The organism is Prevotella sp. LCP21S3_D2, assembly GCF_052118345.1.
Classification (GTDB): domain Bacteria; phylum Bacteroidota; class Bacteroidia; order Bacteroidales; family Bacteroidaceae; genus Prevotella.
Map to the genome: position 1 here is coordinate 1 of NZ_JBQKHJ010000014.1, position 25,628 is coordinate 25,628.

20 protein-coding genes are annotated in these 25,628 nt (G+C 44.8%); 4 read left to right on the plus strand and 16 right to left on the minus strand.

Features of this window, described 5'->3' with window-relative positions; all coding sequences use genetic code 11:
- The first annotated feature begins 123 nt into the window (after positions 1-123).
- On the plus strand, positions 124-1,032 hold the full coding sequence (locus tag ACTQ16_RS09960; protein WP_441937272.1) for a hypothetical protein: 909 nt from the start codon (positions 124-126) through the stop codon (positions 1,030-1,032).
- A gap of 764 nt (positions 1,033-1,796) precedes the next feature.
- Here ACTQ16_RS09960 and ACTQ16_RS09965 read toward each other — a convergent pair.
- Positions 1,797-2,759, minus strand: coding sequence for a bile acid:sodium symporter (locus ACTQ16_RS09965; RefSeq protein ID WP_441937273.1), 963 nt, complete (start codon positions 2,757-2,759; stop codon positions 1,797-1,799).
- A gap of 96 nt (positions 2,760-2,855) precedes the next feature.
- Positions 2,856-4,658, minus strand: a complete 1,803-nt coding sequence (gene typA, locus ACTQ16_RS09970) for a translational GTPase TypA (protein WP_294970838.1) — start codon at positions 4,656-4,658, stop codon at positions 2,856-2,858.
- A 180-nt stretch (positions 4,659-4,838) separates the two neighbouring features.
- Here typA and rpsO point away from each other — a divergent pair, with 180 nt between their 5' ends.
- Complete coding sequence (gene rpsO, locus ACTQ16_RS09975) at positions 4,839-5,108, plus strand: 30S ribosomal protein S15 (protein WP_022122065.1); 270 nt, start codon at positions 4,839-4,841, stop codon at positions 5,106-5,108.
- Positions 5,109-5,212: 104 nt separating this feature from the next.
- On the opposite strand, the gene ACTQ16_RS09980 is transcribed toward rpsO, so the two are convergent.
- The 6 genes from ACTQ16_RS09980 to ACTQ16_RS10005 all read right to left on the minus strand — a co-directional run bounded on the left by ACTQ16_RS09980 (position 5,213) and on the right by ACTQ16_RS10005 (position 17,798).
- A complete protein-coding gene (locus tag ACTQ16_RS09980) occupies positions 5,213-10,549 on the minus strand; it encodes a T9SS type A sorting domain-containing protein (protein WP_441937274.1) in 5,337 nt (1,778 codons plus the stop codon).
- Positions 10,536-12,050: a hypothetical protein gene (locus tag ACTQ16_RS09985; RefSeq protein ID WP_441937276.1), complete on the minus strand. Its 1,515-nt coding sequence runs from the start codon at positions 12,048-12,050 to the stop codon at positions 10,536-10,538. The genes ACTQ16_RS09980 and ACTQ16_RS09985 overlap by 14 nt, the downstream gene beginning before the upstream one ends.
- 64 nt (positions 12,051-12,114) lie before the next feature.
- A complete protein-coding gene (locus tag ACTQ16_RS09990) occupies positions 12,115-13,245 on the minus strand; it encodes a FimB/Mfa2 family fimbrial subunit (protein WP_441937277.1) in 1,131 nt (376 codons plus the stop codon).
- Between the two features lie 34 nt (positions 13,246-13,279).
- Positions 13,280-14,329: a FimB/Mfa2 family fimbrial subunit gene (locus ACTQ16_RS09995; protein ID WP_441937279.1), complete on the minus strand. Its 1,050-nt coding sequence runs from the start codon at positions 14,327-14,329 to the stop codon at positions 13,280-13,282.
- Between the two features lie 69 nt (positions 14,330-14,398).
- Positions 14,399-16,192, minus strand: a complete 1,794-nt coding sequence (locus ACTQ16_RS10000; RefSeq protein ID WP_441937281.1) for an Mfa1 family fimbria major subunit — start codon at positions 16,190-16,192, stop codon at positions 14,399-14,401.
- Between the two features lie 118 nt (positions 16,193-16,310).
- A complete protein-coding gene (locus ACTQ16_RS10005; protein WP_441937283.1) occupies positions 16,311-17,798 on the minus strand; it encodes a DUF3575 domain-containing protein in 1,488 nt (495 codons plus the stop codon).
- Positions 17,799-18,020: 222 nt separating this feature from the next.
- Between ACTQ16_RS10005 and ACTQ16_RS10010 the strand changes: the two genes are divergently transcribed.
- Together ACTQ16_RS10010 and ACTQ16_RS10015 are read left to right on the plus strand one after the other, a co-directional pair.
- On the plus strand, positions 18,021-18,161 hold the full coding sequence (locus ACTQ16_RS10010; RefSeq protein ID WP_441937285.1) for a hypothetical protein: 141 nt from the start codon (positions 18,021-18,023) through the stop codon (positions 18,159-18,161).
- Positions 18,162-18,254: 93 nt separating this feature from the next.
- Positions 18,255-19,442, plus strand: a complete 1,188-nt coding sequence (locus ACTQ16_RS10015; RefSeq protein WP_441937287.1) for a helix-turn-helix domain-containing protein — start codon at positions 18,255-18,257, stop codon at positions 19,440-19,442.
- Here ACTQ16_RS10015 and ACTQ16_RS10020 read toward each other — a convergent pair.
- The 8 genes from ACTQ16_RS10020 to lpxA all read right to left on the minus strand — a co-directional run bounded on the left by ACTQ16_RS10020 (position 19,352) and on the right by lpxA (position 25,610).
- A complete protein-coding gene (locus ACTQ16_RS10020; protein WP_441199568.1) occupies positions 19,352-19,999 on the minus strand; it encodes a helix-turn-helix domain-containing protein in 648 nt (215 codons plus the stop codon). The genes ACTQ16_RS10015 and ACTQ16_RS10020 overlap by 91 nt on opposite strands.
- 19 nt (positions 20,000-20,018) lie before the next feature.
- Positions 20,019-20,426 (minus strand): 2-amino-4-hydroxy-6-hydroxymethyldihydropteridine diphosphokinase, encoded by a 408-nt coding sequence (gene folK / locus ACTQ16_RS10025; RefSeq protein ID WP_441937290.1) that lies wholly within the window; start codon positions 20,424-20,426, stop codon positions 20,019-20,021.
- Positions 20,427-20,519: 93 nt separating this feature from the next.
- On the minus strand, positions 20,520-21,704 hold the full coding sequence (gene queA, locus ACTQ16_RS10030; protein WP_295346772.1) for a tRNA preQ1(34) S-adenosylmethionine ribosyltransferase-isomerase QueA: 1,185 nt from the start codon (positions 21,702-21,704) through the stop codon (positions 20,520-20,522).
- 66 nt (positions 21,705-21,770) lie between these two features.
- Positions 21,771-22,487, minus strand: a complete 717-nt coding sequence (gene truB, locus ACTQ16_RS10035) for a tRNA pseudouridine(55) synthase TruB (protein WP_153124465.1) — start codon at positions 22,485-22,487, stop codon at positions 21,771-21,773.
- A gap of 10 nt (positions 22,488-22,497) precedes the next feature.
- A complete protein-coding gene (locus ACTQ16_RS10040; RefSeq protein WP_294971909.1) occupies positions 22,498-23,343 on the minus strand; it encodes an undecaprenyl-diphosphate phosphatase in 846 nt (281 codons plus the stop codon).
- A gap of 39 nt (positions 23,344-23,382) precedes the next feature.
- Positions 23,383-23,610: a DUF3098 domain-containing protein gene (locus ACTQ16_RS10045; protein ID WP_153124468.1), complete on the minus strand. Its 228-nt coding sequence runs from the start codon at positions 23,608-23,610 to the stop codon at positions 23,383-23,385.
- 78 nt (positions 23,611-23,688) lie between these two features.
- Complete coding sequence (locus ACTQ16_RS10050) at positions 23,689-24,567, minus strand: permease-like cell division protein FtsX (RefSeq protein ID WP_294971907.1); 879 nt, start codon at positions 24,565-24,567, stop codon at positions 23,689-23,691.
- Between the two features lie 260 nt (positions 24,568-24,827).
- Positions 24,828-25,610, minus strand: a complete 783-nt coding sequence (gene lpxA, locus ACTQ16_RS10055; RefSeq protein ID WP_294971904.1) for an acyl-ACP--UDP-N-acetylglucosamine O-acyltransferase — start codon at positions 25,608-25,610, stop codon at positions 24,828-24,830.
- Positions 25,611-25,628 lie beyond the last annotated feature (18 nt).

The window sequence follows — 25,628 nt, forward strand, 5'->3', positions numbered from 1 at the left end:
AAATTGCAACACTAAGATAGGTGAAAAATCTGACATGGCAAAATCCTGAGCAACTTTTTGTTGCTCAGGAACTTATAAATAAAGTTAAATCAAAGTGTTGCGGAATTAAGGTACACTAAGAATATGAAGAAATTACTCATAGCATTGTGTTTGTTACCATTGGCTGCAATGGGACAAGAAATTAAGTTCGACACCCAGGATTACAAATCCGTGGGAGTTTACGACAGATGGGAGCATTCCCCATTCCGCACAGGAGAACTGGCGGGCAACTGCGAGGTTGTGGATAATCCTGACCTCACCAACAATCCCAACAAGAAGGTGCTTGCCTTCCAGCGTTCACGCCTGGCATCCAACATCTTCGGTGCAAGAATAGATCTGAAGAAACCGATTGCACTGGGGCCTTCAGGAAAAGTAGTTCATGTACTTATCAACCGTCCGATGGAAGGCAGAGTGATACTGGTAGGACTTGGAAAGCGTAGAGACAGAGCCGGACAGTCTAACGAAGTGGAGCAGTTCTGGATCAAGTCAACCACTCCTGTTCCTGCAGGACAGTGGGCTGATGCCGTTTTCCCAATCAAGAGTGCAGAAGGTGTAGACATCTATAGCCTGGTTGTGGTTCCTCATGCTGAGTCACCTCACGAGATGAAGCAGGATGAAGTAGTATATATTGACGACATCAATATCCACCTGACCAACGCTCCCCGCATCACCTTGCTGAAGACCGAAGGTGCTGCAAAGAAGAAGGCTCACAGCGAGTTTGTTTCTGTAACCGAGGCTAACCGCAACGGTATGGTGACCGCAGCAGACGGAACCACCCTCAACAACCACAAGGTGGCATACGGCAAGCCATTCAAGGTGAAGATGGTTCCAGCTCCAGGATTCACCTACGGTGACTTCACCATTACCCATGGTGACCAGATAGAATCGCTCAAGAAGACAGATATCGCCAAGGATGGCACCTACACCATTCCAGCCAAATGGATGGATGGCAACGTAACCATCGAGTGCATATTTATCTCTACAAGCAAATAAACAAGGAATACAACCCAGTTTCGCTTTCACTCTTCACTCTTCACATTTTACAGATAACCTTCTGTGTTACTGTAAGTTGGAAGGGTGAAGAGTTGTTTTATCTCTTCACAACTCTTCACCACTCTTCACATCAAGTGATTTTGAGCAGCTCAGAAAGGGCTTCCAGAGTCTCCTGGAATCGGAATAAGACTCAAGTAAACTTTAACAAAGCCCCACGTAAACTTTATCTAAGGCTTAAACCAAATTCAAAGAAGGCTTAAATCAAATTGGAAAAAGGCTTATTCCAGAAGCAAATGAGACTTAAAGCGAGCCTTAATAGATGGCTGAAGCAAGCCTCAATAGATGGCAAAGACAAGCCTCAATAGAAGCCATTTTCCCACTAAAGTGAAGAGTAGTGAAGAGTGGTGAAGAGTGTCCATCAACTCTTCACCCACTCAACCCACAGTAGCACAGCAGGTTACCTATAAAACGTGAAGAGTGAAGAGTAAAATCGAAACTGGCTCTTAAACACCCGATATACTGCTTTTCAGTATACCACGCCCTACTCTTTTTTTTTCATCCCGAGATATAAAAAATTATCTCGGTACGGCAATTTATTGCCCTAGAAGGGGGCAATAAATTGCCATGCCGAGGCACATTCAGAAACATCGTATTATATTCTGCCAAAGTACGGGCAGAATATAATATTACCCAGTACGAATATAATATTACTCAGTCCGATTTCTATAATTCACAGTATTACCGCATCATTATAACTTAGCGTCCTACCATTTCAGTTTTCCGTATTTCTCCTTATACCACAGTTGCCAGCCATTCACCAGGTTCTGCCAAACCACATAAGCACCCGGTGCTACGGCAGCAAGCGGATTCAGAAAAGTAAGGGTTAGCCAGATACCCACAATGGTATTCTTCTGTCCCAGAGCCTGACCGGCACTGATGCTCGCATCATAATGTCTGCCCACCGCCTTACCGATGGCGAACTGGACAATACAAACAAAGAGCGGAACAATGAGCAGCAAGGCAAGAATCCATCCCGAAACCTCGGCATGGAGGATATTGCGAACCGTCTCGCCCATCAGGATAGTAAGGTTGAAGCACCACATATAGAAGCCCAGATCCTTCACGCTCTTCACCTTATCCACCCATTTAGGCAGAAACTTGCGGCTCAGCAAAGCCAGAAGCAAAGGAACCACCAGTACCGTGGTTACGTTTCGGAACACCATCGCACTCATAAAAAGAAAGGAAACATCTGCCCCCTTCTCCACCATCGGGAAAAGACTAGGAATGATAACCATCGTAAAGACATTGGCTATCACCGTATAAGTTGTCAACGAGCCGATGCTTCCACCCAACTTCTCCGTCACCACAGCCACGGCAGCCGCCGTAGGACAGATAAAACAGATGAAAGCACCTTCGAGCACCAGCTTGGTTTCATAATTATCTCCGAATTCGAAGATAAGCACCACCATCATCAGTGCCAGACTGGTTCGGATGAGCTGCAGGATAAAATGCCAAGCCTTCGGTTTCATCTCCTTGATCTCAATCTTACAGAAGGTAACATAGAGCAAGGCAAAGAGCACCACCGGCATCATATCCACCAGCTTCGGTCCCACCGCATCGCCCAAAGGTTCCAGAAAAGGAACATTGGCGAAAATCAGATAGCCCACGGCTCCCAATACCAGGGAACAGGGCAAAGAAAACTTTCTAAAGAATTTCCACAACCACATACGCATACATTAAAAAAGAATCCCCTGCAAGCAGACTGCCCAGGGCAATCGGCAAGAGGGGAATTCTCACGGATCCATTTATATATAAGCTATAGCTTAATCCTTATTACTACGCTTGCGCTCCAAGTGATCGAGAATCACCTTGCGCATACGCATACTCTTAGGAGTTACCTCTACGTACTCATCCTCGCGGATGTACTCCAGACACTCCTCAAGGCTCATCACGGTCTTTGGAATCACGCGAGCCTTATCATCAGAACCGGAAGCACGCACGTTGGTCAGCTGCTTTGCCTTGGTTACGTTAACCACCAGGTCGTTGTCGTGAACATGCTCACCAACAACCTCGCCGCCGTAAACCTCCTCACCTGGGTCGATGAAGAACTTACCGCGATCCTGCAGCTTATCGATGGCGTAAGCATAGGCAGTACCTGTCTCCAGCGCAATCATGCTACCGTTAGAACGGCGGGTAATCTCGCCCTTGTATGGCTGATACTCCTTGAAACGGTGGGCCATGATAGCCTCACCCTGAGAAGCAGTGAGCACATTGGTACGAAGACCGATGATACCACGTGAAGGAATATCGAACTCGATATCCACACGGTCGCCCATGTTCAACATAGAGGTCATATCACCCTTACGACGGGTAACCATATCAATCATCTTAGAAGCGAACTCCTCTGGTACGTTGATGGTCAACTCCTCGATAGGCTCACACTTCACACCGTCAATCTCCTTGTAGATAACCTGTGGCTGGCCTACCTGAAGTTCATAGCCCTCACGACGCATGGTCTCGATGAGCACAGAGAGATGGAGCACACCACGGCCCGAAACAATCCACTTATCAGTGGTATCCTCGTAAGGCTGAACACGAAGAGCGAGGTTCTTCTCCAACTCCTTGTTCAAGCGCTCCTGGATATGACGAGATGTACAGAACTTACCCTCCTTACCGAAGAAAGGAGAATCGTTGATGGTGAAGAGCATACTCATGGTAGGCTCATCAACAGCGATTGGAGGAAGTGGTTCTGGGTTCTCGAAGTCGCAGATGGTATCACCAATCTCGAACTTCTCCAAACCGACAACGGCACAGATGTCGCCAGAATCCACATGGTCTGTCTTCTTATGACCCATACCCTCGAAGGTATGGAGTTCCTTGATCTTAGTCTTCTCCTGGGTACCGTCACGATGGCAGATAGTGATGTTCATGCCATCCTTCAAAGTACCACGGTGTACACGACCTACGGCGATACGACCGGTGTAAGAGCTATAGTCAAGAGATGTGATCAAGAGCTGAGGAGTACCCTCCAGCTGCTTAGGAGCAGGGATAATCTCCACAATCTTGTCGAGCAGATAATCGATGTTGTCTGTTGGCTTGTTGTAGTCATCGCTCATCCAGCCATTCTTGGCAGAACCGTAAACTACAGTAAAGTCAAGCTGATCCTCAGTAGCATCGAGGTCGCACATCAGGTCGAACACCATCTCGTACACCTCTTCAGGGCGACAGTTAGGCTTATCTACCTTATTAACGACAACGATAGGCTTCAGTCCGAGCTGCAAAGCCTTCTGCAGCACGAAACGGGTCTGAGGCATAGGACCCTCGAAAGCATCGACGAGGAGGAGGCAACCGTCTGCCATGTTGAGCACGCGCTCAACCTCACCACCGAAGTCAGAGTGTCCTGGAGTATCGAGAATATTAATCTTAGTACCTTTCCAATTGATAGACACATTCTTTGAGAGAATGGTTATACCACGCTCGCGCTCCAAATCGTTGGAATCGAGCACCTCGCCGCTGTTATCCTGGCCGTCACGGAACAGCTTACCAGCGAGCATCATCTTGTCAACCAAGGTAGTCTTACCATGGTCAACGTGTGCAATAACTGCAATGTTTCTAATGTCTTGCATTTCCTTTACCTTAAATACTTTATGAATTTGGGTGCAAAATTACAAAAAATTCCCGAAAAATTTGCATAATTCACTGAAAAGTTGTACCTTTGCACCGCATTTTAACGGAAACCACCGTGAGGAAGGTCCAAAAGATGCATAACATTCATTCATAATAATTAAATTTTAAGTATCACAGCTATGTATTTAGACAAAGCAAAAAAAGAAGAGATCTTTAGCAAGTACGGAAAGTCTAACTCTGATACTGGTTCAGCTGAGAGCCAGATAGCATTGTTCTCATACCGTATTGCTCATTTGACGGAGCACGTTAAGAAGAACCGTAAAGATTATACTACAACACGTGCGTTGACACAGCTTGTAGGAAAGCGTCGTGCATTGCTCGATTACTTGTATGATCGCGACATCAATCGCTATCGTGCTATCATCAAGGCCCTCGGTCTTCGTAAGTAATCAGCGAAAGCAGACACATTGCTTAACAGAATTAAAAATCCCATCGCTCACAAGAACGATGGGATTTTTCTTTTTTTCTCAGTTTAACACCAGAAAGCTTTCTCTCAACGGAGAGAAAGCTTTCTGGTTATTGTAGCTTGGGTATCCTGCATAGATACCTTAATAATATATACTTCCTGAGGAGAAGCCGTGGAGACTACAGGAATGCTGACCGATACTGCACCTTCAGCCTTTCTCGATGCCACCAGTCTTCCATCAAGGGTATAAACCTCCACCTTATTTAATAGAGGAGCACTCACCTTGGACACGACGATCAAGCCTCTGCCAGGAGAATAGATCTTCACGTCACTCTCACCCATCTCGGCATTTTCAATACCTGTAGTACTGCGAGTCTGGGTAAGGAAGTATCTACCGTGCTCGTTTGCCTGCACCTTGATTTCCTCGCCATCCTTTATCTCCTGATACTTCCGGGTGGCAGCATCATAGAGGTAAAGAGGAGAAGAGAGGCGAGAGATGCCATCAATTGCCAGCAAGACAGAAGCTGAATTGGCGGAACTTCCTACATCTCCAGATTCTACATCAGAAGAAGCACCAACCACTCCTAATGGCATCCAATCGATATTTGGCAAGGAGTTCAGCGCCACAGCCTCATCGCCTGCCACCGTATAAACCACCGGAACTTCCTTCAGCTGGGCATCATAAAGCAACTGGGCATCCTCAGCCTCATCGTAATCCTCAGAAGCATTGGCATCAAGCACTACCTTCGAACGACTGCTATAACCCGAAGCTGATGCAGCTGTAAGGGTTAAGGATACCTGATCCTGCCCCTCATCCGAAGCCGTCTTCACTCCGCCAAACACTTCTCTATCTACCGTCATCGCTGACGTAAAATTAAGCTGCGATGCACTCTGTCCATCATTCAGGCGGACAAAGAACGACTGCATCGGCGAAATCTTCACATCGTTCTTCGACTCATACGTGGTGGTTGACATATCCAGCTTATTATAGAGCTTCAAGGCTCCATCCTCATAAACATAGAAGCTGGACTGTAGCGACGGATTTGCCTTCAGGAACTTATACATGCTGAGCGTCGCCATATAAGGATTACCCACCAGATAGTAATTGTTGCCATCCTGCAACTGCACCAGCTTATAGTTCATCTTGCCCAAGGCATTCTCCTGGGCATCGGCATTCACCACCAGGCGATAGGCATCCGTCTTATCCACAGATGCGGATAGAGAACTCTGCTGCTGCGAAGCTGATACATAAGTATATTGCGTATCTGCCTTCGGCAAACGGAGCAATACTTCGGATTCAGAACCCGATGCATTGCCGGATGCACTGCCCGATGTACCCACCGTATATTTATCTCCCATCCTGATGGCTACACCCTCTAATGGAAGATACTTCCTATCCACCTTATTATATACGTGGCTCCAGTGAGCTGAAAGCGCACTGAGGCTCTGGCTATCGAACGAGATGTCGGTGCCCGAATAATCGTAAGCGCTATAGTTGCCGCCCAAGGTTACTTCCTGGGCAGAAGCATCATCCCAGCTTCGCTGATATACAGGACTGGTTACACGATTGTTTACCGAAGGTGAGAACGAGATTGGCTCGAACGCCTCCGTCTCCTGTCTGCCCGATGCAGCCGGCACATAAATGTCACCCGCATAGGTATCCTGCAAAGGCGAAGTGAGGGCATACCAGATGTTTGGCTTCATTTGCTTCTCCACCCACGCCTTGTTGTATATCAGATAACACTGGTTGAGCAGTTCGCCTCCCGGCTTGAAGTAAATCTGGTCGCATGTATTGCCATAGAAGGGTTCAAACTCCAGATTGCCGTCGGCATTCAACCCGTGGCTTTCGGTATTGGCATCCCATTGGGCAAGCATATCATACTGGATGTTCGTGGTAGCCGCATCGCCCTTGGCATTGCTCAGTTTGGTAGCGATGCGCGTGGATTTCTGATAGGCGATATAGCCCAGAGACGGAAAATACAGACCGCTCAAATCTGGTATCGTTACCTTGGTAAACTTCATCGGCACGTATCCACCGCTGCTGTAATCCGTATATTTATCAGCCCCCTTATAGAGCTCGCCATGGTCAGAGCGGCGCCAGTTTTCATCATTGTTCCATGCCGCACTCATCCTGCTGTTGGCAGTAGGATTCCAGGTAGCGTATTCCGGCACCACCGCAAAGCGGATATAGGTTTCACCCGAACAGAGCACCGTGGTTCCCTTCTGGCCATCTTCACGGAATATCAATACACCTTCATACCAGTATCCCTCGCGCAACTGCACATTCTTTGACGCAGAAGATGCATCCCCCGACTGCGGCGTAAACTTCAGCTTCAGCTGGCTGGTATTACGCTCGATGTAATGATCCTGAAGCGTAGCCAGCGTCAGGCTCTCCCCTATCCTGTTCTTATAGGCAGGGTCGTTGGTATCCGAAAGATACATCACGTTGGTATACTGCGAAGGATCCAGCTGATCTTTTCCGCCAGCCACAACAAAGTAGAGGCGATTGGAATTATCCGCCACAAAATTCTTGCCGCTAACCGGAATACAGAAGTATCCACCCTTGCCCTTCTTGGCTTCCTGCTGAGCCAGATGGGCTACCTGCGGCAAACCGATGCGAACCGTGCGAACATAATTGTTAGGATATACCACGCCGGAAACTCCCAGATCCAACTGCGGTCCGTTCTTCACGACACGAAGCTTGAACGACATCTCAACGAGACAAATCTGATAATCCACGCCGCCCTGGGTAATAGTGCCAGATGTTTTGGTAGGAAACACACGGATGGTATGATCGCCCACACTCAGAGGAATGTTACTGAACTCGGCGCTGTTTTCCAATATCGGAGTCTTGGCATCATCCACATACCAATCATAAAGCACGCCATTCAGCTGGATGCTGCCGCCATTGTTCTGGTCAACGGTCTGCAACTGTGCCTTGATATGATATTCAGGCTTACCATTGTCATCGCAAGGAATGGTGACGGTGGTGGTGATGCTACCGTTGGCATCGGTAACCAGCACCTTCTGCTGCACCATCTGGAAGTTGGCGCTATAGAGCGAGCACACATCCGAAGGCTTTCCCCACGAAAGCTGGTTCTTATTCTCTTTCGCCTCATCCTCGAAGGCGAAACTTACATAGTAAGTCTGGTTCGACTGCAGATTGAAGTATCTGTTGGCAAGCACCACGTTCCATTCATCGTTGATTTTCTCATACATCGGCTTTTCATCCACCTTTCGGTTCTCATCCACATAATTATAGATAGTGGTGGTTCCCCAATTGTAGTTCGGGCTTTCTGCCGTTCCATAGTTTACATTCGTCACCGGACTACCATCTGCATCAACAAAGCGGAAGTAGAGTTTCTTTTCTGTATTGTCGGCAAGCGCCGCCATAGTTTCCTGCAAAGCCCTCAATTTAAGGAGGATGGTGGTAGAAACAGAAGAATCTTTAGCTGTGTTCTTATCAGGACAGATAGGCGAGCTCTGGATAACATCCACCTTGGAAGCCTTGGTATAGATGCGAAGATCATCGAAAGCATAGTCGGCACCTTGAGTAGATTTACACATATTATCTACTACGAGTTTGAAGTCGGTGAAATTATTCACTCCGCTCTCCTTCTGCAGTACCATCTTTCCATAAGTCTGATACCATTTACCAACATTAGCACCATCGTCCGACCCCACACGGTTTCCTGAGAAATTACCGGATGAGAACGAGTGGAGCAACCTGCGCTCCGTCTCCTGATTGTTCCCATCGTAATTCACGCCATAGAGCTTGAACATCAGCTGCGGACGCTCTGCTTTCGAAGCGATGGTCATATCTGCAATGGCTGCGCTGAAGATAACCTGCGAACCCACACAGAGGTCGGCCTTGAAATCAGCTTCGGCAATCTGTCGGCTTTCATCGGAAGCATCTATATAGAGGAAATGTCCATATTGGGTGCCATTCGTATTTTCGTAGGTACGGTCGTAGAGCTGGGCTTTAGTCCACCACTGGTAACCATCAGTTCCACCTTGCCCATCTCCAGACTTTCCCTTTATATTTGCCGACTTATAGAGTCCGTATTCTCCATGAATAGGCGAATGTCGAAAATTATTACCGATCAAATCACGATAGACAAAGCCATAGCTTCGCCTGCTCCATTTAGAAGGCAAGCGGTCTTGGTTATCATCCGGGCTTGTAGGAGCCAGAAGGGTCTGTTCTTCATTATCATTATCAAAAGAGACGGTATTGACAGAGCGATAATGATCGTCTAGATAGGAATTCAATCGGGTATTCTGACCTGCCGTCTTCAGTTCGTCCGCAGTCATCGGATACTGGTTGAATAGCTGACAGGTGAAATTGGCGATAGGACACATCTGTCCGCTGCTGGAAGCGGCTAGCGCCACCACATAGATACGGTCGCCATACTTAAAGGTCTGCTTGCTGCTGACTCCTTTACCATCCAGATTTCGCCATGCGCTAGTGGCCGCTCTATTATTCAGCAAATCCAGACTCAAATCAAAGAAACGGGATGAAGAACTACCTGTATATGTCCACCAGACAAACTGGGTTTTATCGGAATTATAGACACGCCATTGCACTTTAGTTGCCTGAACAACCTCTGAAAAGAAATCCGACTCCTTTATCTTATGCGCCTCATCCTCTGCGAAGACATGATGATTATTGATATTATTCATTGGATGGAAATAATAGTTGGTCACATCGCTCTGGTTGAGGCGGAGTGTCATAGAGGCAGAGGCATCCTTCAATCCTGCCGAAACACCCTTTCCATCTTCATAAGAATAATCTCTGTTTTTTCCCGTTTCCAGGAGTTTCTGCTTGATATCATTCGCCATCTTTTCTGCCGGCATAATATGGAAGATGTATCGGATAGAAAGGGTTGGCTCATGATCGAAGGTTCCATTGCAGCCGTCCATGTATCGGCTCACATCGCAGGCAATGGTTTCACCGGTCCAGGAAGCATCAGATGGACGGGTATATCTTACACCCACCAAATTACGATTTGGCCCGGATGAAAGCCCATAGGCTATCAAACCTTTATTTATCCCATGAGCATCATTCATGCGCTGCAACCTGCCGTCGGCAGAATATTTCTCCAACTGATCAGAAGCCTTATCAGTATCGTAATTATACCATCTGAAATATCCTCTAGGTTCCAAATTTGTACCATTGTCCGAATAGCCGGAAAATGGCAACGACAATTCCTTACTACCGCCGCTAGGCAGGGCGATATAATAATGAACCACATGCGTTTTCTGTCGGAGACAGTCATAGGCGGCATCTATCACCTCGTAATCGCCGGTTTTATTGGCGATACCTTCATAATGCTTAAAGGTCAGGGAATAAGCCATCCCAGGCATCAAGCAGATGATGCCCAGGATAAACAAGATGTATTTAGAAAATAAACTATTTACTTTCATAGCCAAAAGTCTTTGTATTTAATACTATTTTTTCTGTATTCTTTCCTGCCCGTGTCAAGTCTATTTGCTTCATTGTAAAGCGAACCTTGCGGGAGATGACAGGATTCAATCCCAATCCATTCTTCTGCCAGACTAGAATCTTCATGGTATAGATGGCAGAACCTGTACGGTTGCCCATCTCACCTTCCAGACGATAGGTGACTGGTATCCAAGAAGGCGAAGCATCGAAGATGTTTACGCCATCAGCTCCCTCCGGATACTGTTCCTTCAAGGTCCAGCCATCTGAACCTGCCGCATCCGTTCCCATTTGCCATTCACTCACTGGCAGGGTCTGAGAACCAGTACGGCTCAACTTGATGACCTCGGGCTTGATATGAAATTCTCCATAATAACCGAAGTCAAGCGAAAGGTTTTCGCCATCATCCTTTACCTTCGGCAACACCCCGATTGGCGAGAATGCCTCTACCTTCCACCTAATCTGATAATCCTCCAGCTTGATAGGAATCTTCAGATAATCATTGCGCCGGATTTCATTCCATGATAGCATGGCATAACGATGGTTACTGGTAGTGCCCGTAGCCTCATCTACCGTAGTAAGCGAAAGGATAAAATACCGGTTGCCACCATCTTCGCCCTTATCTACCAAACTCTCGTTCATATAGAAACAAGCCGTTTGCATAGCTCTTTCCTTTATGGTTATACCATTGTTTTCGGCAGCCGTCAGCGTGATAGTTCCTTTCTTTGCCGAATTTGCCAGATTCACTTGCAATTGATTATTCGAATCCACATTTGGTAAAAGCTTGATATTCTGATTACCATTCTGGGTAACATCCGAAAGGGTGATGGTCTTCAAGACAATGTCATGATCGGTGGCATTGGTAATAGAAAGCTGTACCTTAGCCATCATACGGATAACCTCCAGATTGATGACTTGCTGATTATCAGTTATATTCACCATCTGCTTATTACTCATCGGATAACCGTTCTGAAATTCAGGTGTCATCAACTGATGGAAGAGTTGACTGTTGCCATTCATCTGATAAGTCTTTTCATCAAAACCAGCAGGCAGCTGTTGCCCAACAGATGTGCTGGCATCCAACCCGATCTCTTCAGGCTTGATATTGGCAAAAGAATAGAAGGTTGTCTCGCCCTTATTCAGCTCCACAAAGACCTGGTCTTTCTCCACCTCCGTAACACCCAGAGATTTCAAATCGGAAGTGATAATCTTCTCTATCTTTCCATTCTGTACCACCACCACAAACCAGCTTTTCATCATTTCACCAGGCAAAGCTTCGGTATCCGTCTCCCAAGCCGCCCTGGTCAGAGAAGACCGGGAAGACTGCGACGTCTGGGAAAATAAGGCAGACAGCTGCAACGTCACCCCTACCCGGTTCTCGGCATCAGCCTGACCGGGAAAGGAAGTTGCATCATCACCGGCAGAACAAGCCGCCAACAAGCATACTGCCCAAATACATATATAATAGTATATCTTCTTTGCCATGTCTATATTATGAACAGCCCATAGGCTATTCCTATTTATAATTTTCTCGTTTTATAATTCACAATTACATCACAATCTCTTCGTGATCATGTACATTCCATTTCCTCACCGTCAGTTTCACGAGATTCTGACCATTGCTGCCCTTATATACCTCGAAGGTATAATAATGGTCGCGTACGATATCATTGGTGGTTGTACCTTCCGCTCCAGTGTCTGTATAATCAATGAAACGCAGGGTATATTCCTTATCTTTGCCTGATGCATCCTGTTCAACGGTTCCATTTCTAGCCAGTTTCAACTTGATGACACATTTATCCGCATCTACCTGACCATTATTCTGATATTCAGGCAGATAGATAGGAACATCATCTGTCATCGTGATACCACTGGTTTGTCTGGAATCGAAAAAGTGCTCAAACTCCACGTGAGTAAGCGATGCCGTCTGTTCGCATTCTGTATACTTAATGGGCATACAATAGCCCTTATCATTATAGTTGATAAGTTTCATACTATGTATGCTCCATCCGTTTTTCTTCATTTCGCTGCTCAGATTCACCTTCACCTTGGCTACCGCCCTCAGCAAGTCGATATCCGAGAAATCCTTACGCTTGCCGGCAGCAAGTGTAAAGGCAACTTTCTTGACGCCCCACATGGGCAGATACTTAGGATTTGCTTCGTAATCAAACGACTTCTGGGCAATAATTTCATCATTATACCCTTTCTGCAAGTCATCCTCACTCATATCGAAATTGGCATAAACCACCATTTTTCCTTCAAAATGATTACCAACAAGCACCTTGTTGCTCACAGGCAAAGAGCCTGTCAACCGGTAGATATTACCGCCCACATGAATGAGCACCATGTTTTGCAGGATTCCAGCCATACGATGATTTGCATCATAGAAAACGACGTGGAATCTGCTAAAGTCGATACTGTTTTCCATCTCCGTTCCCGGATCTTCAGTCTCATCTCCATCACCTCTCGAAGCCAGTGGCTTTACAAAAGGTTGCCCCATTCTTGTATTACTATTTTTATCAGCTCCTTTCAAGCAAAGGGTAAGCGTGATATTTGCTTCCGCTTCCCCTGCATTTGTATCTCCTTGGTCGCATGAGACCAAAGCAATACAGCCTAGCCAAGCCATCGCTATTGATACGAAGAACCTAAGCAGTCCACCAGCATATCTTATTCCTTTCATCTCATACATCATGATTAAATACAATAATTATAGATTACATATCTGTCTTGCTCAGTACCACTCTCCATGAATTGATGATGACTGAAGCAGCCTGCCATTTGTGGTTTTCGTCAATGAAGAATACAAGGTCGTAGGAATCCTGTCTATCCAGATATTCCTGATCGCTCATACTCTTGTTATAATTACCTTTTACCATCAGGGCATAATCTATCAATGGAATATTGATGATGCTTGCACCCGTTGACTTATTGTATACGCGCAGTCGCATATCGTGGCCTTTCACCAGCCGGTTGGTGGTCAACTCGGCGATGGCACATGCCACTGATGTCTGCTCGCTGCTACCTGAACTGACACCGGCAGAAGCGGAGTAAGCAGACCAGGCGTTGTAGGTAAGCATTTCATCCTCCATCAGACTGTTGTCGTAATCCATCTTACCATTGTTATCGGTAATCTGGAAGATGAAGTCATCGGCACTGAGATTCACTCCCGACAGGTTTTGCAAAACCACCTTGAAATGATTGGTGTTCTTGGTAAGCGAAACCTTGACGGTTCTCGTTCCCCCCTTCTCCATCTTAGTGAGATTGGCTTTAGCCAACTGTCCATGGAAGAGAGGAGTCAAATCATGGTCGATGATTCCCTTATCGGCACGATTCACCGTAGCCTTGAGCACATCACAGGCTGAAGAGCCTATGCTTGCCTGCCCAAAAGTATAGGAGCCAGCATAACGCTCTTCGCCCTGTGCCCAAACAAGAAGATCATAGACGCCAGGAGTCAGGTCGTCGATGTTCATACCCTCTTCGGCGATAATCTTCTCGGCAGCCTCGGTCTTGACATAAGCCAATTTTCCCTGCTGGTCGAAAGCATAAAGTGTGACGTTCTTTACCTCATGAGGGAAAGCGTCGGCAAACTTCATGTTCATATCGTAGATGAACTGCACCCTCCGATGAGTCTTCAGCAGTTCCTCACATCCCTCGTAGCTATCGTGCCAATAATCACAGGATGCGAGCAGCAAACCGAGGATGGTGCAGCAAGAGAGCATCATCAGCCTTCCCTTCTCTTTGATATCATTTATAATCTTCTTCATTATTATTTTGTTATTAATATTCTAACTCTTCTATCATAGATAGAAATGATACTGCAACTGTAAAATTACTTACTCTGTTGCATCCAGATTTACCTTAGATGGAACAACGCGCCAAGAAAGTACATTGATACGTGCAGCAAGATACGTCAAATCGTCACTTGGAACAACCGGAACAATTTTCTTATCTGGATCATAAACAGGAGTACCAAAGCCCTTGATAGAAGCGAGTTCTACCTGATAAGAGTGGTTACGAACTATACCATATTCTGCAATACTTTTTGGTTTACCCAAGTGTTTGATTGGAGTATAATAATATGTTCTACCTCCGTTATGAATCTCTACAGGAACAGCCTGTAATTCGTTCTTTACGTCAGCCATATTTACAGGTACATAAGAACCGCCCGACATACGATAGAGGTCTGTTATGTTCTTCAATTTAGCAACAACCTGATAGTCCTGCAATTTGAGAGAACCTCCATCAGTAGTAGTTGAAAATTCAATATCAGTTGGTTCAATCTTCTCATAAGTTGGAACTGGATCTGAAGTTTTCATCTTATAATAAGTACCGAATTCGTCAGCAATAACCTTTTTAACATTTTCCTGTCCCAAGAACTTCTGTCCCTTGTAAGTACAGATTTCTGCTGGCAAAATATTGCCAGAACCATCATCATAAGCCAAACGTGCTGTCACCAAGAACTTTGTAAGTTCACTCTTCATCGGATCATCATAAGCTTTACCAGTTGTTCCTAAATAATTTGTTGGCGTATTAGGCAATGTATATAATGCATCTCCTAAGTTTGCCTTGTATTCACTGAAAGGATGATTTGTAGGATTATGTACAGGATCTGTTCCACCAAAAGCAACACCCTTTGACCAGAAGCAGCGATGGTAATCTCGCGAAGACCAAGGGGTACCAGTACCATCAAAGCCAAGTGTCGCATCTGTCCAATTCTGAACATCAATCTGCTTATAATAAGTTGACTGATCATTCTCATCGGCAACTCCCCACGCCTCAATATATGCAAAAACTGGAATATCCTGGGGAGAACCATTTGGCTTTGTGACAGTAAGGTCTCCAACTTTTTCCTTTGTTTTATATTTTCCATTAAAGTTGACACCATCCACTGTCTCATCAGTAGTAACTTTCACAAAGTTTGCATTATCTAGATCAATAAAAGCCTTGACTTTTGCATTAATGCGCTCCACATATACATCAACAGGATTAGCGAGCGCTTTATCTCTAGTAGAATATGTTCTACCTGACAACAGAGTTGTACACAAATCTTTACCACCATCTTCATAAGTAGAATTAGTCATGACAAAACCGCTTTCGTCATGGAAAGTTTTTCCTGTCAATTCCGTACGCATTTTCGACCAACGGCTAACCATAGTTCCATTAAGTTGAGAACTTCCAACATCAGGGTTAACAACAGCCAACATTGAAGCAGGTGACACATTACTCTCACCACTCAATACCAAAACGGCCTGAGTCTTACCTGAAACTGTAACAGACTGATCTCCAGTTTCGGTTGATGTAATAGTCTGGTCTATCCAGTTCTGATCACCACCATTTGTTCCAGTATTCTGCAACTTATAGGCAGTACCATCTGCATTATAAAAATAGAAACGAACCTTTTTGATTTGGTTCTCTAAAGTTTCTCCATTATCATACAAACCACCACCTTGTTCATATGCACGACTAGCAGGAGCATTACCCACACTATTCAAGTTGATAACAAGATAAGAAGTTGAGCCTTCTGCATTACCATTACCTCCGGTTATGTCATCACTGCTAGAGCAGGATGCAACCACCAGCATCAGTGCAGAAGCCAGCACTGATGAAAACATCGTAAATTTCTTCATAATCCTATAGTTTTAATTTTACTTATAATTATCTTTACCTATTAATCTATATTGATTACTTAATCGTAATAATTGTTTATCTTTTACATCTATTTTTAATTATCACTACAGCTCCGTTCTATTGAATCTTCATCATTTCATACGCCTTTCTTGCTGCATCGGCTTCCTTTGAATCGCCGGCTCTATCCAAATATGGCTTGGCAGCATCGGCATCTCCGTTGTTCAGACGGATAATGGCAGCATTCAGGTTGGCGGTTTCATCCGTTGGATACATGCGGACTGCCAGCTCCATCACCTCATTGAACTCCTTGGAACCTACCTCGTAGGTCTGCGCCACCATGAACAACTCGTTGAGCGACAACTGCTGAGGCTTGGTCTTCATAATCTCCTTTGCCTCCTCCACATCAAATGGCTTAATCTTATAAGTAATGTGGTAGTCGCTATGGCGAAGAGCTGGATAGTAGAGGGTGAGCAGGGTGCGATACTGTGTAGGATATTGCTGCTTCAGCTTCGCATCACGAGCATCTGGAGCCAGCTTTTCATCCTGGGCTATCGCAAGAAGCTGCTCCTTTTTCTCCAAGTTGCTTGATTTGATATATTCACACAGTCCATCCCAGTCTTCGGCTGTAGAGGATACGATGAAGATGCTGTCAGGCAAATCCACCATCTTGCGAACATACTCTGTCAGGGTGATGGCACGATTCTTTGCCAGATACTCATTATGCTTATACGAACCTTCCGGCGAAGCAAAACCATGGATATTGATGCCCATCACCTGCAGGTTCTTATCCGCCTTCAAGGCATTGATGGTGGTGATGATGCTATCCAACTGTGCCGGATTACGGCGATAATCGGTACGCAACTCTATCTTGTTCACTGGGAAATCGATATAAGCACGCTTATCCAGATGACGAATCTTAGGAGCTTTAGCAATAACAGCCTGCAACTGGAGCACCGGCTTCAGTACATTCTGCTTAGGCTGCTGAATAGTCTCGATAATCAGAGGCGCAGCGATTTCACGCTTTTCTTCTGTCTTGCCTGGAATCAGATAAATCAGGGAAAGAGCCACCTTGGTGGGTCCCACATAATTTTTATGGGCAGATTTGAGTTTTTCACCACAGGTACCACATTCGAATTTATCGTATTTGGTATGGATATAGCCCAATCCGATAGAAGCCTCCAGATTCCAGTGCTTAGAAAGATTCCATTGCTTTCCAGCGGTGATGCCACCTCCTGCATACCAACCTTCATAGCGATGGTTGCGCAGTCCTTTCAATAACCCGAAAGGAAACTTCACGCCACCTACATTATACTGTCCTCCTAAAGCATGAGCACCGAGGAACCAACCATCGAAGTTCTGATTGAACCAGTAGCGATACTCAGGCATCACCATCCAATGACGAAGACTGGAATGGTCGCCGCCACTTTGCCTCCAAGGATTCAAGCCGAAGAAAACCTGAGCTGTATGCTTTTTGCCTACAGCCATCTCTAATCCCAAGTTAGGGGTAGCAGTAGCCCAATAAAGCATATTGGTCTTCAAGCCAACCTGCTTAGCCTGACAAGTCTGCTGAACCTGTTTGGTTTGCTCGGCTTGGTGGGCTTGCATAGATAGGATGCAAAAACACACCAATATAGCAACTGATATAAATCTACTAACTTTCATTTATTATTATCTTAGATTACTATTTCTACTGTTATCTTAAATTAATATTTCTTATAATGTATTCATTTCAACTGCAAAATTAAAACGGACGGGCTAAATGCGTTTTCAAAAACAGCAAAAAACGATTTGCAATTTTAGAAAAAAGAAAAAAAAGACAAGGAAAAGATGATAGAAAAAGAGAAAAAAGAACATAATGGGGGGGGGGAAAATTTGTGCGTAGAACCAACTAAATATCAAAGAATTGCATTTTTAGAACATAAAAATTTCATTTTTAGGAAAATAATTTGTAACTTTGCAGCAGTATAACTGTATGAGACACAAACAAAACATTTTTTCATTGCGCCTATCAGTAGTTATCAGTCAACTAAATATATAGAATTTACTTGAAAGAAAAAGATTATGAATGAGTTCTTAGAAGAAAACTTTTCGTATTTAGCAATGATGACCAGCATCATTTATTGCATGCTGGGATTTGTCCTTATATTCTTCAACACACCCCAAACCAGCATCTATGCGCCCTATCGAAAGTCAAAGAGATTACTGGCTACAGGCATGTTCATAATGAGTATAAATATGTGGATCTGGCTTGCCAGCTTCAACGGAGTGTGGACATACACATACGATTGGGAGGTGAGTTTAGATACCATCCAATTCTATCTCGTCGGCATCTGCTTCTCCTTTTCCTTCAGTAATCTGATAAACCATCAATACATTTCCAAGCGACGCTGCAAAATCACAGCAATCAAGTTTGGCGCAACATCTTGCTTTGCCCTTTTTGCTATGCTCGACGCATTACAAGAGTACAGATCCATACTGGAGAGCATCGCCCTGTTAGGCTTTGTGGAACTATGCCTCCAACATGTGTTCTATTTCCATAGAACCTATCTTCAGTACAAAATAGAACTGGCCAACTATTTCTCCAGCGACCAAAGCCATTTCCTGAAATGGCTGAACATCACTCATTGGCTGCTCTATATCCTTTTTGCCTTTGCAGTTATTTCCACCACATCAGGAGCAATCCTCAACTGGCTCTTGCAGTTTTATATTGTAGCAGTGAATCTCTATATCACCATCAACTTTATAAACCATGCCAGAGAATACGGAAACCTACAATTGGCTAGCGAGCGGGGCATCCATACAGATGAAAACAAGTGTCCAAGTGCTCTTGATACAAAAAAGGAAGAAAACGCCATAGCTGCCGGCAACAGCCATAAAAACAAAAGGAAAGAAGACTTCAGGAATATATTGCGCCCAAGATTGGCATTGTGGTTGAAAGGAAAGGCTTATACGCAAGAACAATTCACCATAGAAGAACTGGCAACCCGACTATACACCAACAAAACATATCTATCAACCTTTATCAAGGAAGAATATGGCATGAGTTTCAGTTCCTGGATTTCGAGCCTGCGAATAGAAGAAGCCAAGAGAATCATGGCAAATGATCCCCAACAAAAGCTCATTGACGTAGCTTACAATTCAGGATTCTCTTCACTGGCCTATTTTTCAAGTGTATTTGCCAAGTCAGAAGGCATCTCACCCTCTGCCTGGCTAAGAGGATTCTCTCGAAATTCAGAAGGTGAACAATGAAACCGCAAGAAAAACTGCCGATTGAAGACGCTGCGAGAACGAAAGCCCGCAGCTTCTGCAATCTGAGAAATGTTTAGCTTATTATCTGGAGAAGACAATAACTGAACGGCATAATTCAGACGATAACGATTGATAAACTGCAATAAGGTCATATCACCGAAAGTATATTTCCTGATGCAATTTGCCAAGGTAGTACGATTAGAACACAAAGCCTTTGCCAAATCATCTATACGAAAATCAGGATTGGTAAAAGGAGTTTTCTCCTTCATATATAATGTTGCCTTGACAAATAATTCCTGCTCCGTACTCAATGCCTCAAGTGCCTCATCGCCCAAATTCTTACCCTGTACTTCGGAAAAGAGATGATCTGTACGAACGGCTTCAACCGAAGCCGAAGGATCTAAAAGATTCTGCAATTGCTGACGCAGAGACTTGATGATACGAACCTGTCTCTTCACAGTTAAGCGCAAGCTAATTATATAAAATATCAAAAGGGCTAGTAGGACCAATGCCACAACCGCCCTGGAAATGAACTCATAACTTTCGAACAACTGCATAATTTCTTTTTTTAAATCTCTATTTTAGTATCTCCTTCAAGGGTTTCATCACGAAATCACGCTCCTCCATCAACGGATGAGGAACCTTGAAATCAGGCTCATCGATTTTCAAATCATCAATGAGCAGGATGTCGATATCGATGATACGGTCGAAATACTCTCCATCCACCGACTTCATCGTACGCCCCATCTCTCGCTCTATCTTCTGAGTGGCTTCCAATACCTGGCGAGGAGCCATCTCGGTCAGCACCAACACACAGGAATTGATGTAATGATTAGGCGACGAATAGCCCCAAGGCTCTGTTTCGTAAAGAGCAGACTGGCGCTTAACCACGCCAATCTGCTCTCCTATTTTATCTATTGCCTCACGAATATTGCGCTTTCTATTGCCCAAATTCGTTCCGAGACCTAAATATACTTTATACATACTTATTCACACTTTTGCGAAAACTGCGGATAACTCAGTCTAAGACCTGTATATCAACGACTTAATTATACACAAAAAGCGTTTGTTTCGCAATTAATCAGGAAGTATCAACAATGAATCGCCGTAACAACCGAACATATAACCATTCTTCACTGCCTTCTTATAGCACTCCATAACCATGTCGTAACCGCCAAAGGCAGCAGTATTCATCAGGAGTGTAGACTCAGGCTGATAGAAATTGGCTACCATAGAGTCTGCCAATCCGAAATCGTATGGAGGGAAGATAAACTTGTTGGTCCAGCCATCAAATGCCTTCATCATACCATCTGTACCCACAGCTGTCTCTGTAGCCTTGAGCACACTTGTTCCAATGGCACAGACATGATGACCCGACAACTTGGTGTTATTCACCAATTCACATGCATCCTTGGTGATAATCATCTGCTCTGAATCCATCTTGTGCTTGGTAAGATCCTCCACCTCAATCTCGTGGAAGTTGCCAAGTCCGCAATGCAAAGTAATGAAAGCCTTGTTAATGCCATCAATCTCCATACGCTTCATCAACTCTCTGGAGAAGTGGAGACCAGTAGCAGGAGCTGTTACAGCACCTTCCTTCTCTGCAAATACGCACTGGAAGTCGTCCATATCATCCTCTGTAGCGTGATGCACCTCACGGTTATCAATCACATAACGAGGCAATGGAGCCTCACCCAATGCAAAGAGAGACTTCTTGAAGACATCATGCTTACCTTCTTCATCATAGAGGAAACGAAGGGTACGACCACGGCTGGTGGTATTATCGATAACCTCAGCTACCATCTCGTTCACATCGTCAAAGAACAACTTGTTGCCAATACGAATCTTGCGGGCAGGCTCTACGAGTACATCCCAAAGACGCATCTCCGGATTCAATTCACGGAGCAGGAACACTTCAATCTTGGCATCAGTCTTCTCCTTGGTACCATAAAGACGGGCTGGGAAAACCTTGGTGTCATTGAATACAAAGGTATCACCCTCGGTAAAGTAGTTGACAATATCCTTGAACTGCAAGTATACAGGATTGCCGTCGGCATCCACCATATCCTTGCCTTCCTCATCCTTCTTATACATCTCAATGGTTTCAGACTTCTTATGGAGCACCATGAGACGAGACTCGTCACGGCGAGTCACCTCGAATACACGTTCTCCACTTGCTGTCTTAACCACACGTCTTGCTTTATGTGGATAAAGTGCCACCTGCTCTTTTGGCAACTTGAAATTGAATTGTGATAGTTTCATGTTATATATTTTTCTCCTTTCTAAATGATTACTAATTTCTATTTTATTATTCTCAAAAGACAACACTTACTTTGCGGCCTGGGTGCTGTCTTCCAATGTCTGAGCATCCAACCATTCCTGGAAATGATCGAAGTCGATACAGTTCTCAACCGCAAAACTTCCTGCCTTGGTACGGCGAAGGGCTGTAAGGAATGCTCCACTATCCAGAGCACGACCGATGTCACGTGCCAGAGAACGGATGTAGGTTCCCTTACCGCAAACTACACGAATGCTTGCCGTCTTCTCCTCGTCGTTGTAGTCGGTGAGTTCAATCTCGTCCACACGTACGGTCTTTGGCTTCAACTGCACGTCTTCTCCCGCACGACGAAGTGCATAAGAGCGATCACCATTCACCTTCACGGCACTGTAGGTAGGTGGAACCTGCTGGATTTCGCCCACAAACTGCTTGAGTGTTTCCTCTACCAGTTCACGGGTGATGTGCTTGGTAGGAAAAGTATGATTCACACTGTGCTCCTTATCATAGCTAGCCGTAGTAGCACCCAGCTGTAGAGTGGCCGTATACTCCTTGGTATGCGTCTGCAACTCTTCTATCTGCTTGGTACATTTTCCTGTACAGAGCACCAACACGCCAGTGGCAAGGGGATCGAGCGTACCGGCATGTCCTATCTTCACCTTAAAGCCGAGCTTCTTGCTGAGCAGATAGCGAACATGCGCCAAGGCTCCGAAACTCGACATGCGATAAGGCTTGTCGATGGCAATAATTTCTCCTTTTCTGAAATCCATTATGAAATATTTAATCCACCATCTGCATGTCTACACCACAAAGGCCGCAGATGATGATGATGAGTCCTACAACGATACGATACCAGCCGAAGGCTGCGAAACCGTACTTGGTGACATAATTGATGAAAAACTTGATGGCGAGGATGGCAACGACGAATGCTACCACTGAACCTAAAATCAATGTTACCAGATTATTACCCTGGGTGAGCAACGAACCGCCACCATGGCTGATGAGCTTATAAACCTCCAGACAAGTGGCACCAAACATAGTTGGAACCGCCAAGAAGAATGAGAACTCTGCAGCAGCCTTACGAGTAAGACGCTGAGACATACCACCCACGATGGTTGACATAGAACGAGACACACCAGGAATCATCGCAATACACTGGATAAAACCGATGGTCAAGGCGCGCTTGTAAGTAAACTTAGTCTGCTCACTACCCTTATTGAATATCTTATCGCAGAAGAGCATGAAGACACCACCAATGACAAGCATCCAACCTACCAACTGCACATTGCCAAGGTTAGACTCAATAAAATCATTAAAGGCAAGACCCAACACCACCGCAGGTACAGTACCCACTACCAACCGTGCATAGAAATCGAACATTGCCTTCCAATAGGTCTTCTCGCCTGTTTTCACAGAATCCGGATAGAAAAATCTCTTCCAATACAAACAGATAACAGAGAGAATAGCACCAAACTGAATGATGACAGTAAAAGCGTTAACAAACTGATCCTGAATATCTACGCCCAACAAGTTTTCGGTGATAATCATGTGACCTGTACTTGACACAGGCAAGAACTCGGTCAATCCCTCTACAATAGCGATAATGATTGTCTGAATAAAATCCATCTAATAATAATATGTATATTAATTATAAATTATAAATTATTAATTGTCTTTCGGCTTGCGTATTACAGCATAGATGATAGAGAGGAAACCAATCAATGTAACGGTTGGTGCCACAACGATACGACGAGTACTGAAAATATCAGTATCGAAAGTATGCTCATTAGAGCCAGCTCCGCTCATCAAGAGGAAACCGATGATGACAATTGCCATGCCAATTGCCAACAAGATGAAGTTCATCTTGTCAAATGCTAAATTCTTCTTATCCATTATTTTAATGTTTAATGTGTAATGTTCAATGTTTAATAAAGCAAGAGAATTCTTCACTCTTCGTTCTTCACTCTTCCCTTATATTTTATACAGGTCGCCTGCCTTCATCTTCAGGAACTTATTTACAGAGATGCTTGCGCACAAAGCCGTGATGATGATACCGAAGAGGAACACCGATCCGCCGGTAATAGCCAGTTCCTGCCAACCCAACACATTGAGCAACTCAGGCTCATGCAACGACCAGGCATAAAGACAGCCACCCAGGAATCCATCTGCCAGCAAAGCTGCCACCACGCCTATCACCATCGCTTTTTTCAGGAATGGCTTACGGATAAAGCCCCATGAAGCTCCTACCAGTTTCATCGTATGAATAGAGAATCGACGGGCATAAATACCTAAGCGTACCGTATTGTTGATAAGCGAGAAGGATATGAAAGTAAGCAAGACTGCCACAATCAACAAACCAATACTAATCTTAGCGAGCGTATTGTTGACCTGCTCTATCAAATCATGCTGATAACTGACCTCAGTTACACGCGGATAAGCCTTCAATTCCTTGGCAATCCATGTCAGGGAATCATTATTGGCATAATCTGCCTGAGTCGTAATTTCAATAGAAGGCTGGAATGGGTTTACACCGGCAAACTCACTAGGATTGGTACCCAATTCCTTGGTAGCTTCCTTCAACGCCTGTTCTTTCGTAATATAAGTCAAATCCTTTACGTAAGGACGGGCATTCAAGCGTTTACACATCTGCAAACCTTCCGGATTGGTCATATCCTGCTCCAGCATCACCTGTACCACCAGGTTCTCCTTCACATACGACGAGAGGTTCCGCCCCATGAGGACAGAGAAGATGACCAAACCCAACAATACAAGCACCATAGCGGTGCTGATGCATAACGTAACAACCTGCAATCCACGATGATTGCGAGGTTTATATTGTTTCTTTCTCATTATCAATTCTATTTATTTCTGACTGAAAAGAGCGTAATTACCCAAATTGTCTGCAAAGGTACATATAAACGAAGAGATAACAAAATAAAATTGCATTTATTTACATTTATTCGGAAAAATAAGAATAACAGAAACGAGAAAAAGGGCCGACCTCACGGCCAGCCCTTCCTATACAGAGTAAAATTCAAATAGGTATGACTTGAACTTTTACTTAATTTAATCTATTTGCTTTTATGGGACTTGCTAATCCCTAACAAATCTTACAACTTGGTGATGACACCCTTCTCTGAACTCTCCAGGAACTGGATGATGTTCTGAATCTCCGGTCCATCTGGCACCTGATCCTTGATCTGGTTAATGGCATCGAAGAGGGATGTCTGGCCATGGAATACCAATCGGTAGGCATTAGCAATATGCTTGCGAACCTTCTCGGTAAGCTCGGCTGCTTCCATGATGATGGTGTTAGGACCTGCATACTTCACAGGCTTTCCACCGGCAATGATATAAGGAGGAATATCCTTAGAGAAGGTAGTACCTGCCTGAATCATCGCCAGGTCGCCTACTCTAGTCTTGGCGTTCTCTACTACAGATGTTGAGTAGATGACACCGTTACCAATCACGCAGTCGCCCGCAATCTTGGTACCATAACCGAATACGCAACCGTTGCCGATTACAGTATCGTGAGAGATATGGGCACCTTCCATCAAGAAGTTGTTGTTGCCCAGAACGGTCTTGCCACCCTTGTGAGTACCACGGTTGATAACCACGTTCTCACGGATGGTATTGTTGTCGCCAATCACTACCTCACTCTCCTCACCGGTAAAGTTGAAATCCTGTGGGAGGGCAGCAATAACGGCTGCCTGGAACACCTTATTATTATTACCCATGCGAGTACCGTTCATGATGCTCGCAAAGGGATAGATGGTACAGTTGTCGCCGATGACCACATCGTCCTCGATATAGGCGAATGGATAGATCTTGCAGTTGTCTCCAATCTTAGCTTTTGGAGAAACCTCTGCCTTTGGACTTATTATACTAGCCATAATTATTAATTATCAATT

Coding starts and splice junctions, on each gene's coding strand:
- ACTQ16_RS10000 (WP_441937281.1), bottom strand. CDS start 16,192: ATGAAGAAATTTACGATGTTTTCATCAGTGCTGGCTTCTGCACTGATG.
- lpxA (WP_294971904.1), bottom strand. CDS start 25,610: ATGGCTAGTATAATAAGTCCAAAGGCAGAGGTTTCTCCAAAAGCTAAG.
- ACTQ16_RS09990 (WP_441937277.1), bottom strand. CDS start 13,245: ATGAAAGGAATAAGATATGCTGGTGGACTGCTTAGGTTCTTCGTATCA.
- ACTQ16_RS09980 (WP_441937274.1), bottom strand. CDS start 10,549: ATGAAAGTAAATAGTTTATTTTCTAAATACATCTTGTTTATCCTGGGC.
- ACTQ16_RS09985 (WP_441937276.1), bottom strand. CDS start 12,050: ATGGCAAAGAAGATATACTATTATATATGTATTTGGGCAGTATGCTTG.
- queA (WP_295346772.1), bottom strand. CDS start 21,704: ATGAAACTATCACAATTCAATTTCAAGTTGCCAAAAGAGCAGGTGGCA.
- folK (WP_441937290.1), bottom strand. CDS start 20,426: ATGTATAAAGTATATTTAGGTCTCGGAACGAATTTGGGCAATAGAAAG.
- typA (WP_294970838.1), bottom strand. CDS start 4,658: ATGCAAGACATTAGAAACATTGCAGTTATTGCACACGTTGACCATGGT.
- ACTQ16_RS10010 (WP_441937285.1), top strand. CDS start 18,021: ATGATAGAAAAAGAGAAAAAAGAACATAATGGGGGGGGGGAAAATTTG.
- rpsO (WP_022122065.1), top strand. CDS start 4,839: ATGTATTTAGACAAAGCAAAAAAAGAAGAGATCTTTAGCAAGTACGGA.
- ACTQ16_RS09995 (WP_441937279.1), bottom strand. CDS start 14,329: ATGAAGAAGATTATAAATGATATCAAAGAGAAGGGAAGGCTGATGATG.
- ACTQ16_RS10040 (WP_294971909.1), bottom strand. CDS start 23,343: ATGGATTTTATTCAGACAATCATTATCGCTATTGTAGAGGGATTGACC.
- ACTQ16_RS10050 (WP_294971907.1), bottom strand. CDS start 24,567: ATGAGAAAGAAACAATATAAACCTCGCAATCATCGTGGATTGCAGGTT.
- ACTQ16_RS09960 (WP_441937272.1), top strand. CDS start 124: ATGAAGAAATTACTCATAGCATTGTGTTTGTTACCATTGGCTGCAATG.
- ACTQ16_RS10020 (WP_441199568.1), bottom strand. CDS start 19,999: ATGCAGTTGTTCGAAAGTTATGAGTTCATTTCCAGGGCGGTTGTGGCA.
- ACTQ16_RS09965 (WP_441937273.1), bottom strand. CDS start 2,759: ATGTGGTTGTGGAAATTCTTTAGAAAGTTTTCTTTGCCCTGTTCCCTG.
- truB (WP_153124465.1), bottom strand. CDS start 22,487: ATGGATTTCAGAAAAGGAGAAATTATTGCCATCGACAAGCCTTATCGC.
- ACTQ16_RS10045 (WP_153124468.1), bottom strand. CDS start 23,610: ATGGATAAGAAGAATTTAGCATTTGACAAGATGAACTTCATCTTGTTG.
- ACTQ16_RS10005 (WP_441937283.1), bottom strand. CDS start 17,798: ATGCAAGCCCACCAAGCCGAGCAAACCAAACAGGTTCAGCAGACTTGT.
- ACTQ16_RS10015 (WP_441937287.1), top strand. CDS start 18,255: ATGAATGAGTTCTTAGAAGAAAACTTTTCGTATTTAGCAATGATGACC.